Raw genomic sequence first — 16,950 nt, forward strand, 5'->3', positions numbered from 1 at the left:
CGCGGCCAAGGTCTCGATACGCTCTGGGCCGTGAACGCTGATGCAGGACACTCCCCCGTCCGCCGCTTCCTGGAACGGCGCGCCGCCGCAGCTTCCGCGGGCGGGGCTGATGGCGCGGCTGATCGCAGAACTGCAGGTTTCGATGATCACCGCCGGTGCGCGGGCGCTGGACGGCGATCTGGATCGCGCGATCGTGTTCATGGTGGTCGCGCGGATCAGCGACATGCCGTCGCCGGGCCATGCGCTGGCCGAGCGCCGGGCGTCGCAGGCGATCAGCATCAACGCGCTTGCCGCATCGCTCGCCCGCCCGTTCGAAACGATGCGGCGGCACATCCACGCGCTATGCGACCGGGGGCTCTGCACGCGCGGCCCCGCGGGCGTTACCGTGCCCGAAGCGGTGCAGGCGCGGCCGGAGATCGCCGCGCTGTTCCGTAGCAGCCATGATGCGCTGGTGCGGCTGGCCGAAGACCTGGCCGCGTTCGGATTCGCCCTTCCGGAAACACGCGCGCACCGCCCCTATGACTGGCGGTCAGGGCTGGCTGCCGCGCACGACATTCTGCTGACCGGCGTCGAATTCAGCGCCCATCGCTACCAAAGCTGGACCGACATGGTGATGGCGAATGCCATTCTGTGCGCCAATTGCCGCCCGATAATGGAAGATCGCGCGACATCGATCGCCTATGCCGAATTCAGCCCGGTGCCGCCCGAAGCGCTGCGCCGGCCGGTATCGACCGGCGCGATCGCGCGGGCGCTGGGCCTGCCGCCGTCGACCGCGCACCGCCGGGTGGCGGCGATGGTCGAATCGGGCTTTCTGGTGCGGCGCAAGCGAGGCGTGATGCTGGCCGATTCGGCGATCACCGATGCTCAGCGGCTGGCGGATGCGCGCACCGCGCTGCTCCACACCCGTCAGATTCTGATCCGGCTCGCCGCCGGCGGCTTCCGCTTCGCCAATCCCGCCGCCTGCTATCTGGACGGACGGCCCGAACTGGTGCCATTCGGATAGACGCGGGCGGCGCCGGCTTTTACAGCCGTGGCCATGTCTTTCGCCCTTCCCCGTTTCGATTGCGACCAGTTCGTCCGCGCGACCCTTGCCGAGGATCTGGGCGAAGGCGGCGACGTCACCTGCGCCGCCGTGATCCCCGCCGATGCGCGCTTCGCCGGGGTGATGGACAGCCGCGATCCGATCACCGTCGCGGGCCTGGGCCTGGCCGAGGCGTTCTTCCGGGCGCTCGATCCCGATGCGCGCATCGAACGGCTGGTGGCAGACGGCGATTCGGTGGCGCCGGGCACCGAGCTGCTGCGGCTGCAGGGGCTCGCCCGCGCGCTGCTGACGGCCGAGCGATCGGCGCTGAACACGGTGCAGCATCTGAGCGGCATCGCCACGCTGACCCGCCGCTATGTCGATGCCATTGCCGGCACCGGCGCGACGCTGCTCGATACCCGCAAGACCCTGCCGGGGCTGCGGGTGCTGGAGAAATATGCGACGCGCATGGGCGGGGCGACCAACCACCGCATGGGCCTGTGGGATGCGGCGATGATCAAGGACAACCATGTCGCCGTCGCCGGTTCGGTGGAGACGGCGGTGGCGCGGGCAGTGGCCGCGGGAGTCGAGCGGATCATCGTGGAGGTGGACCGGATCGACCAGATCGCACCGGCGCTGCATGCCGGCGCGACGCATCTGCTGCTCGACAATATGGGGCCGCCGATGCTGCGCGAGGCGGTGGCGCTGGTCGCCGGCCGGGTGCCGACCGAGGCATCGGGCGGCGTGAATCTCGACACGATCCGCGCGATCGCGGAAACCGGCGTCACCTATATCAGCGTCGGGCGGCTGACCCAGTCGGCGCCGGCTGCCGATATCGGACTCGATTTCGCGACATTGTGAGGGAGGGCGACGGCATGAAGGCGATGGTGGTTGCGCTGGGCATCGTTGCGGCATTGCTGCCGGGCGCGGCATTGGCGCAGGCGCAGATGTGCGTGGTGCCGAACAGGGTCGAACGGCCGCGACCGGACCTGCCGAGCGCGCGCGAACCGCGACGGCTGATGCCGATCGGCAGCTACACGCTCGCGCTCACCTGGTCCCCCGGCTATTGCCGCGCGCATGGCGACGAGCCAGGGCGCGCCTTCCAGTGCGGCAGCGGCAACCGCTTCGGCTTCACGCTGCACGGGCTGTGGCCGGACGGGCGGGGCAAGAGCTGGCCGCAATATTGCAAACGCACCGACATTCTGCCGCCCGCGCTGATCCGCAAGACGATGTGCGCCACGCCGTCCGAACAGCTGATCCAGCACGAATGGGCCAAGCACGGCACCTGCATGCAGACGACGCCGGAGGCCTATTTCCGGCGCGCCACCAACCTGTACCAGGCGATCCGCTATCCGGACATGGACGCCCTGTCGCGCGGCGACGGCACTGTGGGCGATTTCAAGCGCGCCTTCGCGGCGAAGAACCGGGCGATACCGGTCGGCGCGATCCGGGTGACGACGACGCGCGAAGGCTGGCTGGACGAGCTGTGGCTCTGCCTGGACACGCGCTTCCGCTATCGCCGCTGCGAGGCGGGCACCGGCGGCGCGGCGGACGACTCGGCGCTGAAGATCTGGCGGGGGCGGTAAAGGCGCGGTTACGCTTCCGGCCCAGCAGACTTTCGGCTAGTATCGCGGCCCGGACCTGAACGCTGGGCAGCGGAGCGGATATGGGCGACTGGAAACCGGCAAGCTATCCGTCCCTCAGCCCCTATCTGATCTGCCGATCGCCGGAACCGGTGATGGCGTTCCTGACAGCGGTGTTCGAGGCTACCGTCCTCCGCCGCTACGATCGGCCCGACGGATCGCTGATGCATGCCGAACTGCGGATCGACGACAGCGTCGTGATGATCGGCGGCGGCGCAACCGACTATCTGTCGGCGGAGGTTCATATCCATGTGTACGTCCCCGATGCGCAAGCCGTGTACGATCGGGCGATCACTTCCGGCGCGGAAGCGGTGCAGGCGCCGGTTCGGAAAGCGGCGGACGACGATCTGCGCGGCGGCTTTCGCGATCCGGCTGGCAATCTGTGGTGGATCGCAACGCAATAGAGCGTTTTCCGATCAATCTGGATCATATCCGCAGGAACTGAAGTAGTTGGCGCATTCGCTGGGCTGGAAGATGTCGACGAGCGCGCCGATGCGGTTCCACAGGCCGCTGACAGTGCGCTCGCCGGCTTTTCGCAGCATGGCCTTGAGGCGTGCAAAGGCCTTTTCGATCGGGTTGAAGTCAGGGCTGTAGGGCGGGAGGAAGCGCAGCGTTGCGCCTGCCGCCTCGATCCGATGCTGGACCGCCGGTCGCTTGTGGCTCGACAGATTGTCCATGATGACGATGTCGCCGGGGCGCAGTGTGGGCACAAGGACCTGCGCCACATAGGCTTCGAACCAGTCGCCGTTGATCGGGCCGTCGAGCACCATCGGCGCGACCATGCCGGTCATGCGCAGGCCGGCAACCAGCGTGGTGGTTTTGCGATGGCCATGCGGATATCCCATCCGCAGCCGCTCACCCCTGGCGCAGCGGCCATGGCTGCGGGTCATGTTGGTGGCGGTCCAGGTCTCGTCGATGAAGACCAGGTGTTCCGGTTCCAGATCGACCTGGCCGTCGAACCAGTCGCGGCGCTGTTTCAGGATGTCGGGCCGGTCTTGCTCGACAGCATGGCCAGTCTTTTTTTGCGCGTCATGCCTCGACGCGCGAAAAAGCGATGCAGCCCTGCGACGGAGACTGCCAGACCCTTCTTGGCTAAGGCTCGGCGAAGCTCTTCCAGCGAGATGTCCTTGCGGGCCTCCCACAGCGCGAGAATGTCAGCTGCCCGTTCCTCAACCCGACGCGAACGCATGTCTCCGCCTTGCGGCTTGGCGGCAACATTGCCCGTTTCCCGCCGCTGGGCGTGCCAGCGGATCGCGGTCGACGGCGCAACCCCAAACCGGGCGGCTGCAGCCCGACAGCTCAGCCCGCCGTCAATCACAGCCAGAAGACGAACCCGCAAATCCATCGACAAAGCATGACCCATCCATGCCGGACTCCTTCACCGGCATGCATTCTGAATCAGAAATCGCGTTCCTTGGGAATCCCTCACCGATTCAGTGCGGTCGAAATCCGCTCTAAGCCACCGATGCGCGTTACTGGTCGATGACGCGGCTCGCCGGGTGGTGCTTGTCGAGATAGCGTTTGATCAGTCGAACATTGCGGGTGTTGGAGCGGAAGAAGTAATCGGGAATCGCGCCGACGAACGGGATCATGCCCAGCGCCCAGTCGACGCCGATATTGCCGGCCATGCGAGCGATGGTGCGCTTCGGCATGCCCAAATTGCGGGCCTCAAAGGCGAGATAGGCGCCCATCGCAGCCGCCACGCTGGGGCCGACGCCGGGGACGAAATCAAGCAGCACGTCCAGCCCCACCTTGCGGTTCAGGCCGGGGATGGTCAGGCTGCGTTCGAGCAGATGCTCCATCGCCTCGATCCGCTGGCGCACCGCCGCCGCGTCCGTGCCCATCGGCAGGCGATGGATGAAGCTGCCTTCCAATCGTTTCGCGCGCGGCATTGCCTGTTCCTCATTCCTTGCGGAGGTGGTTCAACGGGTGCCAGGCGCGCGCGTTCCCCTGCCAGTCCGACAGGCGCAGCGCGACGATCGACCAGCGCAGCGGCTGGGCGAGCGGGATGAAGGCGACGTCGCTCGCCAGCATCGCATCGGCTTCGGCGATGCGGTGGGTGCGGTTGTACAGATCGGGCGCGTCGCGCGCGGCGGCGATCAGCGTCGCGGTATCCTCCGAACAGGCGCGGCAGGCGGTGGCGAGATACCAGCGGCCGCTGTCATAGGGCGCGACTGCGTCGATCAGTTCCAGGTCGGCACGCGGATCGCCAAGGGCCACGCGCTGCGGCGTGATGCCCGCGCGGATCAGCGCGGCGGCGAGATGGCCCCACAGCAAGGTGGCGCCCGGCCCGGAGGGCAGCGCCAGCGCGATCTCGACCGGCCCGCGATGCACCGCCCGCCATTCGCGAACCCGCTGCGCCGCCAGCGCCTGGCGATCGTCGGGCGGCACCGTCGCCCAAGCGGCGGGCGCTGGTGGCGCCGCCGAATCGAGCTGTGCGGGCAGGATCGTGTCGGTCGGAGTCCAGTTCGGTGCGATCGCCCGCGTCATCCCGGCGCGATCGAACGCCATGGCGATGGCGGCGCGGTTCTGCGGCGTGGCGAGGAAGCCGTCGCGGTGCAGCACCGCCAGCCCGAACAGGCCGATGGCGGGATCGAAGCGGATATTCTCCTGCGCGATCCCCGCATGCCCGACGATCGGCCAGTCGACCACCGTGCCGCCCAGCACCAGATCGGATGCGCCGGCGCGGAACCGGGCGATCGCCGCGGCGGAACGCTCGCCGCGCAGACGGACATGCTCCTCCGGCGCCGGCTTCGCGGCGGGTTCGTCGCCGGGCTGCTCGGCGGGGCGGAGCAGCAGCCCGTCGCGCCGGCCGGGAACGATGCGGAACGGCCCGGAACCGGCGATCCCCCGCCCCCGGAACACCGCCAGTTCGGGCTGCGCGAACAAGTTGAGCAGATCGGGCCGCGGATGCTTCAGCCGCACTTCGATCACCTGCGGCGTCATCTCCACGATCTCATCGATCACGGCGAGATAGGGCGCGAGCCGCTGATTGCCCGCCCGGGCGGCAACGGCGCGGCGCAGCGCGCGCACCACCTCGCCCGCCGTTACCGGCTGACCGTTCGGCCAGTGCGCCTCGCCCAGGCGGAAGATATAGCTGCGGGCATCGTCGAACACGTTCCAGCGTTCCGCCAGCGCCGGTTCGATCTGGCCGTTCGCGTCGTAGCGCACCAGCCCCTGCGCGGTTGCCGCCATCGCCACCGATTGCGCGCCGTCGATCGCCATGCTCGCCGGATCGACGAGCAGGTCCGCGCTGCCGATCGCGCTGACCACCACCGGCGTATCGTCCTTGCGCCGCCCTTCGGGGGCGCAGGCGGCGAGCGCGATCGCGATCAGGGGGAAGAGCGGGCGAACCATCGGACTCCCGAAAAAACGGACGGCCAACCTCTATGGTAGCCGGCACAGGCTGCCAACCCCTGCCATGGGTTCCGCCGGCGCGCTGCAGCCTCTACCGTGGCGGCATGGATCTACGCCGCCTGCGCCGCAACCCGATCGTCTCCGTCGCGCTTGCCGGCGCGCTGCGCGGCTATCTGGCGCTGCGCACGATCGGCTGGTTCGTCACTCGGCCGCAGACGCGCGGAGTGCGCGCCATCGCCGTGACCGATGCGGGCGCAGTGATCCTGATACGCCACAGCTATCTGCCGGGCTGGCATCTGCCCGGCGGCGGGCAGGAACGGGGCGAAAGCGCCGAGGCCGCGCTGCTGCGCGAATTGCGCGAGGAAATCGGCATGGTGGCGCACGGCCGCGTGCGCCTGCTGGGCGAACTCGCCCATCGGCCCAACTACCGGCACGACACAGTCACGCTCGCCGTGGTGGAGGAGGTTCGCTTCGCGTTCCGCCCGTCGCTGGAGATTACCGATGCGGCGGCGTTTGATCCGGAGGCGCTACCGCCGGATACCACCACCGCCACCCGCCGCAGGATCGCCGAATGGCGCGAGGCGAGACCGCCAGCGCCAGACTGGTGACCCTGCAGGCGCGATGGTGCGGACGGCGGGACTCGAACCCGCACGCCCCGAGGGGCAGAAGATTTTAAGTCTCCGGCGTCTACCGGTTCCGCCACGTCCGCGTGGCCGGCAGCCAAGACGCTGCCGGGCACCACGTGTCAAGCACGCATCACACGTTCAGGCGCGCGCGCATCTCTTTGCCCGGCTTGAAATAGGGGACGCGCTTGGCATCCACTTCCACCGATTCGCCGGTCCGCGGATTGCGGCCCACCCGCGCATCGCGGGCACGCGTCGAAAACGCACCAAAGCCGCGCAACTCGACGCGACCATCTTCGCTCAGCCGGCTTACGATATCGTCGAAGAAGACCGAGACGATCTTTTCGACTTCCCGGACCGAAAGGCCCGGATTCTCATCAACCAGCAACTGCACCAACTCAGAACGGATCATCCGCTCCCCTCCCTTGGCGCGCGCGGCCAATCTGGTCGCGCGCGGCTATCCCCAAGGAAACCCTAGCGCTGTTGGCCAATCTTCATCAACCCGAAGATTCACCAATTTTCGATTTTAATTCAAAAAAGAACGGGAAATGGGGGCGGTTGGACCGCCCCCACCCCATCCGATCAGTTGTTCTGACCGCGCGCCTTGAGCGCTTCGCCCAGAATGTCGCCCAGCGAGGCGCCCGAGTCGGACGAGCCATACTGCGCAACTGCCTGCTTCTCTTCGGCAATCTGCATCGCCTTGACCGAGAAGGTCGGCTTCTTGGAACGGTCGAAACCGGTGACCATCGCGTCGAACTTCTGGCCGACCTGGAAACGCTCCGGACGCTGCTCGTCGCGGTCGCGGCCGAGATCGGTGCGCTTGATGAAGCCGGTCGCGCCATCGTCGCCAACCTGCACTTCGAGGCCCGCATCGCGGACTTCGAGAACGGTGACGGTGACGACCTGGTTCTTGCCCAGGCGATCGGCACCACCGGTCGAGCCGGCAGCGGCGACGCCACCACGCTCAAGCTGCTTCATGCCGAGCGAAATGCGCTCCTTGTCCGGCTCCACGGCGAGAACGATCGCGGTGACGGTTTCGCCCTTGCGGTGCAGCGCCAGCGCGTCTTCGCCCGAAATGCCCCACGCGATGTCGGACATGTGGACCATGCCGTCGACGTCGTTGTCCAGGCCGATGAACAGGCCGAACTCGGTCGCGTTCTTGACTTCGCCCTCGACGGTCGAGCCCACCGGATGCTCTTCGGCGAACTTTTCCCACGGGTTCTGCTGGGCCTGCTTGAGGCCGAGCGAGATGCGGCGCTTTTCCTGATCGACCTCGAGGACGACGACTTCGACTTCCTGGCTGGTCGAGACGATCTTGCCCGGGTGGACGTTCTTCTTGGTCCAGCTCATTTCGGAGACGTGAACCAGGCCCTCGATGCCGGCTTCCAGCTCGACGAACGCACCATATTCGGTGATGTTCGTGACGCGGCCCGACAGCTTGGCGCCGACCGGGTACTTCACGCTCGCGCCATCCCACGGATCGCTCTCGAGCTGCTTCATGCCCAGCGAGATGCGCTGCGTGTCACGGTTGATGCGGATGATCTGAACGCGAACGGTGTCGCCGATGTTCAGCACTTCCGACGGATGGTTGACGCGCTTGTAGCTCAGGTCGGTGACGTGCAGCAGGCCATCGATGCCGCCCAGGTCGACGAACGCACCGTAATCGGTGATGTTCTTGACGACGCCGTCGATCACCTGGCCCTCGGCGAGGCTCTGGATCAGGCCCGAACGCTGCTCGGCGCGGGTTTCCTCGAGCACGGCGCGGCGCGACACGACGATGTTGCCGCGCTTGCGGTCCATCTTCAGGATCTGGAAGGGCTGCGGGATGTCCATCAGCGGGGCGACGTCGCGCACCGGACGGATATCGACCTGGCTGCCCGGCAGGAAGGCCACGGCGCCGTTCAGATCGACGGTGAAGCCACCCTTCACGCGGCCGAAGATCACGCCTTCGACGCGGCTGTTCTGGGCGAATTCGCCTTCCAGCTTGTCCCAGGCGGCTTCGCGACGGGCGCGGTCACGGCTGAGCATCGCTTCGCCGTTCGCGTTCTCGACGCGATCGACATAGACTTCGACTTCGTCGCCGACCTTGAGGTCCGCCTTCTGGCCGGGGGCTGCGAATTCGCGCAGCGGCACGCGGCCTTCGGACTTGAGGCCGACGTCGATGACGGCGAGGTCGTTCTCGATGCCGGTGACGGTGCCGATCACGACGCGGCCTTCAAAGCCGTCCGCCTGACCGAAGGTTTCGTCGAGCAGTGCCGCGAAATCGTCGCGGGAGGGGTTTGCCGTAGTGGCCATAAAAAAGTGGTTCCTAACGTTCGTTTTTTCCGGCCAACCGGTTGGATCCGGCGGTCTTGAGGGCCAGAAATGCCGCGGCGGCCGAATGCCGGTCGCGGCATCCTGCGCACGAAGGATCACGGAGAAACAGTTCGCGCCGTAAACGCGAAAAGGGCGCATGGAAGCATGCTTCCATCGCCAACCTCCGGGAGCAACCGCTCGCGGGACGGGCGCGCCATACCCGCATCGGGGCGATTCCGCAAGGCGCGGCATGGGCCCGGAGTCATTTCCGGGGCGTGGCGCACATGGTGGTTTCGCGTTGCTTCTGCTAGATTTTCCTGGTGCTGGAAAGGGGACACCGCATGGCTGTCGCGTTGCATCGTCCGATAACGCTATCCGCCATCCTCCTGGGCGCAGCCCCGATTCTGATCGCATTGGGAGCAGCGCTGGCGGTGCGCAGCCCGCTCGCCGTTGCGCATCCGCTCGCGGCCGGGCTTTTGTTCCTGTGGATTACCAGCGACACCAGCCTGCTCGTCGTGATCGCCCGCGCGGAACGGCGGCGTCCCCCGGTGCGCAAGGTGATCGCGACGCTGGCGGCGGCTGCCCTCGCAGCGCTGTTCGTGCCGCCACCGGCGGTACGCGCGGCCTTGCTCTCCCTGCCCGGCCTTGCCGCGGCGATTGCGGTGCTGGTGGTCGTCCATTTCTGTTGGGGGCTGGCGGCCGCCCGCAGACAATGGCGTGCGGCGTCACAGGCGCGATGGATCGCCGCCGCATCGGAACTGCTGCCGCCCGCGCTGGTGCGCCTCGCCGCCGCCGAACTGCGCCTGCTCCACCTTGTCTTGTTCCGCTGGGGCGCGGCGCCCGACGTGCCGTCAGGGTGCCAGGGCTTCGCCTATCACCGACACCTGACGCCGATGGCCGTAACGCTGCTGGCGTTGCAGGCGATCGAAGTCGCCGTGCACCATCTGCTGCTCGCGCATTGGAGTGCCTTCGCCGCCTATATCCTGTTCGTGCTGAGCGATGTCGGGTTGGTCTACATGATCGGGCTGATCAAATCCTTTCGCCTGCGCCCGGTACTGCTGACCCCGGCAGGCGTGCGCATCCGCACCGGCATCGCGATCGACCGGTTCGCCAGCTATGACAGTATTGCCGCGGTGGAGACGGCGTTCGATTCAACGCTCGTGAAGGACAGGGGCACGCTGAACGCCGGGCTGCTCGCCTGGCCGAACCTGGTGCTGCGGCTCGGCACGCCGATTCCGCGCCGCCCGCTGCTGCGGCCACGCCCGCCGATCACCGCCATCGCCTTCCGGCTCGATGATCCGGAGCCGTTCGTGCGGGCGCTGCGCTGGCGGCTGGAAAACGGGCAGACGTAACGTACAACCCGTCCTTTCCAGCCAGGGAGGGATCAGACCCGCCCGACGACGCTCTCCGGCAGGTCCTTGCCGAACACGCGCTGGTAATATTCCGCCACCTGCGCCCGCTCGGCATCGTCGCACTTGTTGAGGAACGACAGCCGGAAGGCGAAGCCGACATCGCCGAAGATCAGCGCGTTCTGCGCCCAGGTGATCACCGTGCGTGGGCTCATCACCGTCGAGATGTCACCGTTGATGAAGCCGCGGCGGGTCAGCTCGGCCACGCGAACCATGTTCTCCACCGTCTCCTTGCCGCCCGGCTTGTCGTACTCGCCGGACTTGGCAAGCACGATCCGCGCCTCGGTGGCGGCGGGCAGATAGTTGAGCGTGACGACGATGTTCCAGCGGTCCATCTGGCCCTGGTTGATCTGCTGGGTGCCGTGATACAGGCCGCTGGTATCGCCCAGGCCCACCGTGTTGGCGGTGGCGAACAGGCGGAACCAGGGGCTCGGGCGGATCACCCGATTCTGGTCGAGCAGGGTCAGCTTGCCCTCGGTCTCCAGCACGCGCTGGATCACGAACATCACGTCCGGGCGGCCCGCGTCATATTCGTCGAACACCAAAGCCGTCGGGGTCTGCAGCGCCCAGGGCAGCAGGCCTTCGCGGAACTCGGTGATCTGCTGGCCGTCCTTGAGCACGATCGCATCGCGGCCGATCAGGTCGATGCGGCTGATATGCGCGTCGAGGTTGATGCGGATGCACGGCCAGTTGAGCCGCGCCGCCACCTGCTCGATGTGCGAGGATTTGCCGGTGCCGTGATAGCCCTGGATCATCACGCGGCGATTGTGCGCGAAGCCGGCCAGGACCGCGAGGGTGGTGTCCGGATCGAACACATAGGCGGGGTCCAGATCGGGCACGCGCTCGTCCGCCTCGCTGAACGCGGGCACTTCCATGTCGATGTCGATCCCGAACAGGTCGCGCACCTTCACCATCTTGTCGGGCGCGGCGAGGATCGTGGTTTCCCGGCTGTCGGGCTGGGTGTTGGGGATATCGGCCATGGGTCTTAAAATCCTTGAGTCCGTTCGGGGACTAGAGGCTTGTTTGCCGCACTGCAACCGCATGTCCCCAAGGGCGGGTTCAGGCGGCGATCTTCGGCGGCAGCAGGAAAAGATCGGCGAACGCGGCGGCGCGGGCTGCATCGCCCTCCAGCCCGAAGCGCCCTTCGGACAACGCCGCGGCCAGCGGCATGGTGCCGAACAACACCGGCAGAAAATCATTGGGTTCGCCAACGAACACCGCTTCGGCGCCGGCGAGCGTGCCGCGTTCGATGCCGAGCGCGCCGTCCGCGACGGTGGCCAGGTAGCGCTCCTCTCCCAGGCGGAAGCCGATCCGCCCCGCCCATCCTGCGGCCTTGCCGGGCAGCAGCAGCATCCGCAGCGCGAGCATCAGCGACACGCGCGAGAAGGGCTGGGTCGGATCGTGCCGGGGCGATCGCAGGGCCCAGCGCCCCATCGCCAGCACCAATGGCTCCGCTTCATAGCCCCAGGGGGTCAGCGCATAGACCTGTACGCTGGCCGGCGGCGGAAGCTTCTCGCGCACGACGATCCCGTCCGCCTCGAGCCCGGCGAGCCGCTGCGTGAGCACATTGGCGCTGAGCCCGGGCAGCCCGGTGCGGATCTCGCCGAAGCGCCGCGGGCCGAGCAGCAGTTCGCGGACGATGAGCAGCGCCCAACGCTCGCCGAGGAATTCCAGCGCCAGCGCGGTGCCGCAAGCATCTTCGTAGCGGCGCTTGGAGCCTTCAGTTACTTTTTCTAACTTCACAGTTGTTTTTTAGGATCGAACCGGGCACGAATCAAGCAGGCCGCGAATCGAAATCGCGTCGACCGGGAGAGAAGACGATGCCGAACCCCGTGTTCGTAAACCTGCCCGTTGCCGATGTGGCGCGCGCCACTGCTTTTTACGCAGCGATCGGCTGCACCATGGATCAGCGGTTCAGCGGGCCGACCGCCAGCGCGATGGTGTTTTCGGAATCGCTCACCTTCATGCTGCTCCATCACGACTTCTTCCAGAGCTTCACCCCGCGCGCCGTGGCCGATGCCAGCGCGGTGACGGAGGTGCTGATCGCCCTGCCGCTCGACGATCGCGCGGCGGTGGACGCGCTGGTGGAGAAAGCGGCGGGCGCCGGTGGATCGGGCGACATCCGCCCGGTACAGGACATGGGGTTCATGTATGGCCGCAGCTTCACCGATCCGGACGGCCATATCTTCGAGCCGTTCCACATGGACATGGCGGCTGCCGCTGCGGCGATGGCACCGGCCGAACCCGCCTGAGCGGCAAGGGAGAACGGACATGTCGTTCCAGGCCTATCTCGACAACATCCAGGCCAAGACCGGCCGTCGCCCCGACGATTTCCGCCGCCATGCCGTCGAGAAGGGGTGGACGGATGCAGCGGGGCTCCGCGACGGGGTGAAGGCAGGCGCGATCGTCGCCGATCTCGAGGCGGCGTTCGGACTGGGCCATGGCCATGCCATGGCGATCGTCGCGCTGCTCAAGGGCGCCAAGCGCGAAGGCGACGCCTGAACCGAGGAGAACGCGCCATGCCCGTCGACCCCGAAAGCCCGATCGAGATCGTCACCTTCGACTGGGTACCCGATTTCGCCCGCGGCCATGTGCGCGATTTCCGCGTCCGCTGGGCACTGGAGGAAGCAGGAATCGGCTATCGCACCCGCCCGATCAGCGCGGTGCGGCGCCCCGCCGGCCACTTCGCCGACCAGCCCTTCGGCCAGGTGCCAGCCTATCGCGACGGCGCGGTGCGGATGTTCGAATCGGGGGCGATCGTGCTGCATATTGCCGAGCGCTCCGAGGCGCTGCTGCCGCAGGATGAAGCGGCGCGGGCGCGGGCGCTGTGCTGGATGTTCGCCGCGCTGAACAGCATCGAGCCGATGCTGTTCGAATGGGGCAATGTGAACCTCTTCGCCCGCGACGAGGAATGGGCAAAGCTGCGCCGCCCCAGCCTGGTCGCGGCGATCGACAAGCGGCTCGGCCATCTCGCCGACGCGCTGGGCGACCGCGACTATCTGGAGGCGCGCTTCACCGCCGGCGACCTGCTGATGGCATCGGCGCTGCGCGCGCTCGAAGGCAGCACGCTGCTGGACGGCCACCCGACACTCGCCGCCTATCAGCGCCGTTGCCTCGCTCGCCCCGGCTTCCTCGCCGCGATCGGCGCGCAACTGGCGGAGCTCAAGACCGAGATGCCGCACTATGCCTGAAGGAGAAGGATGATGGCCTATATCGATGGTTATGTGCTGCCGGTGCCCGAGGAGAACCGGCAGGCCTATACCGATCTGGCGCAGCGCGCGGCGGACAAGTTCCTGCAACATGGCGCGCTGCGCGTCGTCGAAGCCTGGGCCAAGGATGTGCCCCATGGCGAGACCACCGATTTCTATCGCGCGACGCTGGCCGCGGAGGGCGAGGCGGTGGTGTTCTCCTGGATCACCTGGCCGGACAAGGCGACCCGCGATGCCGGCTGGGAGTTGCTGATGGCCGATCCGGACATGCAGGATTGCGACATGCCGTTCGACGGAAAGCGCATGTTCTGGGGCGGCTTCGAACCGATTGTTGATCGTGGCGAGGGCTGAACGGATAGCAACAAGGAGGGCGACGGAATGACCAACCCGCATGGCAGCTTTCTGTGGTACGAGTTGATGACCCGCGACGCGGCGGCGGCCGCCGCTTTCTACAGCGCGGTGATCGGCTGGGATGTCGGCGAAGCGCCGCCGGGCGGCGTCGACTATCGGATGCTCAACGCTGCCGATGGCCATGCCGGGGGCATGCTCCAGCTCGACGAGGCGATGCTCGCCGCCGGCGCCACCCCGACCTGGCACGGCTATCTGGCGGTCGAGGATGTCGATGCCACCGTCGCCGGCATTGCCGCCGCGGGCGGCACGACGATCGTCGCGCCATGGGATGCGCCGGGCGTCGGCCGGATCGCGATGGTCGCCGATCCGCAGGGCATCGTCTTTTACGTGATGCGCGGCGCAACCGAAGGCGCGACCAGCCCCGCCTTCCAGCACAACAGCGTCGGCCATGTCGGCTGGAACGAGCTGATGGCGCCGGATGCCGAAGGCGCGCTCGGTTTCTATCATCGCCTGTTCGGGCTTACCCGTCTGGGCGGGATGCCGATGGGCGAGATGGGCGAATACAGCTTCATCGGGCCCGAGGGCGGCCAAGCGATCGGCGCGATCATGCGCTGCCCGCCGGGCGCACCCGCCGGCTGGAGCTTCTACTTCCGCGTCGACGATGTGGATGCGGCGAAGGATCGTATCACCGCGGCGGGTGGGACCGTGATCAACGGCCCGATGGACGTGCCCGGCGGCGCGAGGGTGCTGCAGGCGACCGATCCGGAAGGCGCGTTGTTTGGCCTGTTGAGCGGCGGCGAGTGACGGCGCTCGACCTGTTCGGCCACCCCTTTTCGGCCTATACCTGGAAGGTGCTGATCCCGCTCTATGAGAACGGAACCGCCTTCCGCTTCCGCCGGCTGGGCGAGGATCAGCCGGAAAATGGCGCCGCCCTTGCGGCACATTGGCCGCTCGCCCAGTTTCCGCTGCTGCTCGACGATGGCCGGCCGGTGATCGAATCGAGCGTCATCATCGAACATCTCGACCATCGTCACCCTGGCCCGCTGCGCCTGATCCCCGCGGATGCCGACGCCGCGATCGAAGTGCGGATGCTCGATCGCATCTTCGACAATCATGTGATGAACCAGATGCAGCGGGTGGTGAACGATGCGCTCCGCCCGCCCGAGCGGCGGGATCCGCTGGAAGTGGCCGATGCCAAGGCAAGGCTGGAACGCGCCTATGCTTGGCTGGAATCCTGGATGGGTTCGCGCGAATGGGCTGCCGCCGGAGCGTTCACGCTGGCCGATTGCGCCGCCGCACCGGCGCTCTTCTATGCCGATTGGGTGCATCCGATAGCGGCGGAGCACGCGCGGCTGCGCACCTATCGGACGCGGCTGCTCGCCCGTCCGTCGATCGCGAAATGTGTCGACGATGCGCGCCCCTATCGACCGCTGTTTCCCTTGGGCGCGCCCGATCGAGACTGAACTCGATCCTGCGCGCCCATCGCGATCAGGGCGCGACGATATAGTAGATGTTGTAGCCGACGAAGATCGTGAAGATCACGACCAGCACGATCACCGCCACGCTGCCCAGCCCCTTCCGCGCGCGTCGTTCCACGGGTTCGGTATTGCGTTCCATGCTGCGCCCCTCCTGTTCGAGATTGAGGGGGAAAGACGCGCGGGCGGGCAGTTCGTTGCGGCGCGCCCGCCCCGGCGCCGGCCTTATCGCTTCAAGATGTCCAGCGCCGCCGCCGTCATCGCCTCGGTCGCGGTGCCGATCACCGCTTCGGCATCCGGTGCCCATTGGGCGCTGTGAAGCGAGGGCAGCGTTCCCTTGCCGGCCTTCGCGGCTTCCCACTTCGCCTGCGGCACGCCGCCGACCCAGAAGATCGTGCTCTGGATGCTCTGATCGGCCAGCCAGTAGCGGCTGAAATCCTCGCCGCCCATCACGGCCTTGGTTTCCACCACCCGATCCTTGCCGAAGCGGGCGGCAAACAGCCCCTGCAACCGGCCGGCGAGCGGCTGGGTGTTGAAGGTAGCGGGGGTATATTCGTCCTTCACCGTCACCACCGGCATCCGGTCTTCGGGCACGCCCGCCGCGATCGCCTCGCCCCGCGCCACGCGGGCGATGCCGTCGAGCAGCTGCTTGCGCGCCTCGGGCGTGAAGCTGCGCACGGTGAGCAGCATCGTCACGTCGTTGCCGATGATGTTGTGCTTCGATCCGCCATGGATGGCACCCACCGTCACCACCGCCGGCTGCTGCGGATCCATCTCGCGCGACACCAGCGTCTGCAGCGTCGTCACGATCCGCGCGGCGAGGACGATCGGATCCTTGGTGGTGTGCGGATAGGCGCCGTGGCCGCCGACGCCCTTCACCACCACGTCGACCGAATCGACATTGGCCAGCGCATAGCCCGGCGTCACGCCGATCTGCCCGGCCGGCTGGCCGGCGCTGTCGTGAAAGGCGATCGCGTAATCGGGCTTGGGAAAGCGGGTGAACAGGCCGTCGTCCAGCATGTCCTTGGCGCCGCGCCCGCGCTCCTCGGCCGGCTGGGCGATCATCACCAGCGTGCCGTGCCACTGGCCCTTCATCGCCGCCAGGTTGCCCAGCGTGCCCACCCACGTGGCCATGTGGGTATCATGGCCGCAGGCGTGCATCACGCCGCTTTCGATCCCCTCATCGGTCACCGCCCGCACCTTGGAGGCGAAGGGCAGCCCGGTATCCTCGGTCACCGGCAGGCCGTCCATGTCGGCGCGGATCAGCAGCACCGGGCCGGCGCCGTTGCGCAACACCGCGACCACGCCGGTGCCGCCCACCTTCTCCGTCACTTCAAAGCCCGCATCCCGCGCCGCCGCCGCCAGCTTGGCGGCGGTCTTCACTTCATGCAGGCTCAGCTCGGGGTTCGCGTGGAGATCGCGATACAGCGTCATCAGCGACGGCATCGCCTTGGCGGTCGCCTCGCGCACGGGATCCGCGGCAGCGGGCGTGGCCAGGCTCATGGCGCCTGCCAAAAGAAACACTTGGAACATGCGGACCCCTTTTGCAGCATCGAGGGCAGTCTCT

At 67.4% G+C, this 16,950-nt stretch carries 21 protein-coding genes and 1 tRNA gene; 12 read left to right on the forward strand and 10 right to left on the reverse strand.

Annotation, left to right across the window (positions count from 1 at the left end; all coding sequences use genetic code 11):
- The first annotated feature begins 40 nt into the window (after positions 1 to 40).
- The 4 genes from ACNFJ7_RS08865 to ACNFJ7_RS08880 all read left to right on the forward strand — a co-directional run bounded on the left by ACNFJ7_RS08865 (position 41) and on the right by ACNFJ7_RS08880 (position 3,068).
- Positions 41 to 1,003 carry a helix-turn-helix domain-containing protein gene (locus ACNFJ7_RS08865; protein ID WP_037513773.1) on the forward strand — a complete coding sequence of 321 codons (963 nt, stop codon included), beginning with the start codon at positions 41 to 43 and terminating at the stop codon, positions 1,001 to 1,003.
- Positions 1,004 to 1,036: 33 nt separating this feature from the next.
- Positions 1,037 to 1,882 carry a carboxylating nicotinate-nucleotide diphosphorylase gene (gene nadC, locus ACNFJ7_RS08870; RefSeq protein WP_019370206.1) on the forward strand — a complete coding sequence of 282 codons (846 nt, stop codon included), beginning with the start codon at positions 1,037 to 1,039 and terminating at the stop codon, positions 1,880 to 1,882.
- 14 nt (positions 1,883 to 1,896) lie between these two features.
- Complete coding sequence (locus ACNFJ7_RS08875) at positions 1,897 to 2,607, forward strand: ribonuclease T2 family protein (RefSeq protein WP_019370205.1); 711 nt, start codon at positions 1,897 to 1,899, stop codon at positions 2,605 to 2,607.
- Between the two features lie 80 nt (positions 2,608 to 2,687).
- Positions 2,688 to 3,068, forward strand: a complete 381-nt coding sequence (locus tag ACNFJ7_RS08880) for a VOC family protein (protein WP_019370204.1) — start codon at positions 2,688 to 2,690, stop codon at positions 3,066 to 3,068.
- A gap of 12 nt (positions 3,069 to 3,080) precedes the next feature.
- Here ACNFJ7_RS08880 and ACNFJ7_RS08885 read toward each other — a convergent pair.
- From ACNFJ7_RS08885 to ACNFJ7_RS08895, 3 genes are all read right to left on the reverse strand, one after another.
- Positions 3,081 to 4,027 (reverse strand): IS630 family transposase gene (locus tag ACNFJ7_RS08885; RefSeq protein ID WP_152997892.1). Its coding sequence is split into 2 segments (ribosomal slippage): positions 3,081 to 3,691 and positions 3,691 to 4,027, totalling 948 coding nucleotides; the frame shifts between segments, so codons are not numbered across the junction.
- Positions 4,028 to 4,136: 109 nt separating this feature from the next.
- Positions 4,137 to 4,556 (reverse strand): DUF4112 domain-containing protein, encoded by a 420-nt coding sequence (locus tag ACNFJ7_RS08890; RefSeq protein WP_019370172.1) that lies wholly within the window; start codon positions 4,554 to 4,556, stop codon positions 4,137 to 4,139.
- 10 nt (positions 4,557 to 4,566) lie between these two features.
- A complete protein-coding gene (locus tag ACNFJ7_RS08895; protein WP_019370173.1) occupies positions 4,567 to 6,021 on the reverse strand; it encodes an ABC transporter substrate-binding protein in 1,455 nt (484 codons plus the stop codon).
- Between the two features lie 104 nt (positions 6,022 to 6,125).
- Between ACNFJ7_RS08895 and ACNFJ7_RS08900 the strand changes: the two genes are divergently transcribed.
- A complete protein-coding gene (locus ACNFJ7_RS08900) occupies positions 6,126 to 6,629 on the forward strand; it encodes an NUDIX domain-containing protein (protein ID WP_019370174.1) in 504 nt (167 codons plus the stop codon).
- A gap of 14 nt (positions 6,630 to 6,643) precedes the next feature.
- Here the strand turns inward: ACNFJ7_RS08900 and ACNFJ7_RS08905 are convergent.
- From ACNFJ7_RS08905 to rpsA, 3 genes are all read right to left on the reverse strand, one after another.
- Positions 6,644 to 6,730, reverse strand: a tRNA-Leu gene (locus tag ACNFJ7_RS08905).
- A gap of 47 nt (positions 6,731 to 6,777) precedes the next feature.
- Positions 6,778 to 7,056, reverse strand: coding sequence for an integration host factor subunit beta (locus ACNFJ7_RS08910; RefSeq protein ID WP_019370175.1), 279 nt, complete (start codon positions 7,054 to 7,056; stop codon positions 6,778 to 6,780).
- 170 nt (positions 7,057 to 7,226) lie between these two features.
- On the reverse strand, positions 7,227 to 8,939 hold the full coding sequence (gene rpsA / locus ACNFJ7_RS08915) for a 30S ribosomal protein S1 (protein ID WP_019370176.1): 1,713 nt from the start codon (positions 8,937 to 8,939) through the stop codon (positions 7,227 to 7,229).
- A gap of 341 nt (positions 8,940 to 9,280) precedes the next feature.
- Between rpsA and ACNFJ7_RS08920 the strand changes: the two genes are divergently transcribed.
- Positions 9,281 to 10,291, forward strand: a complete 1,011-nt coding sequence (locus tag ACNFJ7_RS08920) for a hypothetical protein (protein WP_019370177.1) — start codon at positions 9,281 to 9,283, stop codon at positions 10,289 to 10,291.
- A gap of 32 nt (positions 10,292 to 10,323) precedes the next feature.
- On the opposite strand, the gene cobS is transcribed toward ACNFJ7_RS08920, so the two are convergent.
- Positions 10,324 to 11,328 carry a cobaltochelatase subunit CobS gene (cobS, locus tag ACNFJ7_RS08925; protein WP_019370178.1) on the reverse strand — a complete coding sequence of 335 codons (1,005 nt, stop codon included), beginning with the start codon at positions 11,326 to 11,328 and terminating at the stop codon, positions 10,324 to 10,326.
- Between the two features lie 79 nt (positions 11,329 to 11,407).
- Positions 11,408 to 12,091, reverse strand: coding sequence for a winged helix-turn-helix transcriptional regulator (locus ACNFJ7_RS08930; RefSeq protein ID WP_019370179.1), 684 nt, complete (start codon positions 12,089 to 12,091; stop codon positions 11,408 to 11,410).
- 77 nt (positions 12,092 to 12,168) lie between these two features.
- Here ACNFJ7_RS08930 and ACNFJ7_RS08935 point away from each other — a divergent pair, with 77 nt between their 5' ends.
- The 6 genes from ACNFJ7_RS08935 to ACNFJ7_RS08960 are packed head-to-tail and all read left to right on the forward strand — an operon-like array spanning position 12,169 to position 15,371.
- Entirely contained in the window at positions 12,169 to 12,600 is a 432-nt protein-coding gene (locus tag ACNFJ7_RS08935; RefSeq protein ID WP_019370180.1) for a VOC family protein, read from the forward strand.
- A gap of 19 nt (positions 12,601 to 12,619) precedes the next feature.
- Positions 12,620 to 12,850: a DUF4287 domain-containing protein gene (locus ACNFJ7_RS08940; protein ID WP_019370181.1), complete on the forward strand. Its 231-nt coding sequence runs from the start codon at positions 12,620 to 12,622 to the stop codon at positions 12,848 to 12,850.
- A gap of 17 nt (positions 12,851 to 12,867) precedes the next feature.
- Positions 12,868 to 13,539 carry a glutathione S-transferase family protein gene (locus ACNFJ7_RS08945; protein WP_019370182.1) on the forward strand — a complete coding sequence of 224 codons (672 nt, stop codon included), beginning with the start codon at positions 12,868 to 12,870 and terminating at the stop codon, positions 13,537 to 13,539.
- A gap of 12 nt (positions 13,540 to 13,551) precedes the next feature.
- Complete coding sequence (locus ACNFJ7_RS08950) at positions 13,552 to 13,908, forward strand: DUF1428 domain-containing protein (RefSeq protein WP_026009243.1); 357 nt, start codon at positions 13,552 to 13,554, stop codon at positions 13,906 to 13,908.
- 27 nt (positions 13,909 to 13,935) lie between these two features.
- Entirely contained in the window at positions 13,936 to 14,712 is a 777-nt protein-coding gene (locus tag ACNFJ7_RS08955; RefSeq protein ID WP_026009244.1) for a VOC family protein, read from the forward strand.
- Positions 14,709 to 15,371 (forward strand): glutathione S-transferase family protein, encoded by a 663-nt coding sequence (locus ACNFJ7_RS08960; protein WP_019370185.1) that lies wholly within the window; start codon positions 14,709 to 14,711, stop codon positions 15,369 to 15,371. Before ACNFJ7_RS08955 ends, ACNFJ7_RS08960 begins: the two co-directional genes overlap by 4 nt.
- A gap of 25 nt (positions 15,372 to 15,396) precedes the next feature.
- Here the strand turns inward: ACNFJ7_RS08960 and ACNFJ7_RS08965 are convergent, their stop codons facing one another.
- Positions 15,397 to 15,525 carry a hypothetical protein gene (locus ACNFJ7_RS08965; RefSeq protein ID WP_019370186.1) on the reverse strand — a complete coding sequence of 43 codons (129 nt, stop codon included), beginning with the start codon at positions 15,523 to 15,525 and terminating at the stop codon, positions 15,397 to 15,399.
- A gap of 83 nt (positions 15,526 to 15,608) precedes the next feature.
- Entirely contained in the window at positions 15,609 to 16,916 is a 1,308-nt protein-coding gene (locus tag ACNFJ7_RS08970) for an amidohydrolase (protein ID WP_019370187.1), read from the reverse strand.
- Positions 16,917 to 16,950: the final 34 nt, after the last annotated feature.

Origin of the sequence: Sphingomonas sp. HT-1 (assembly GCF_048568905.1) — a bacterium.
Lineage (GTDB): Bacteria > Pseudomonadota > Alphaproteobacteria > Sphingomonadales > Sphingomonadaceae > Sphingomonas.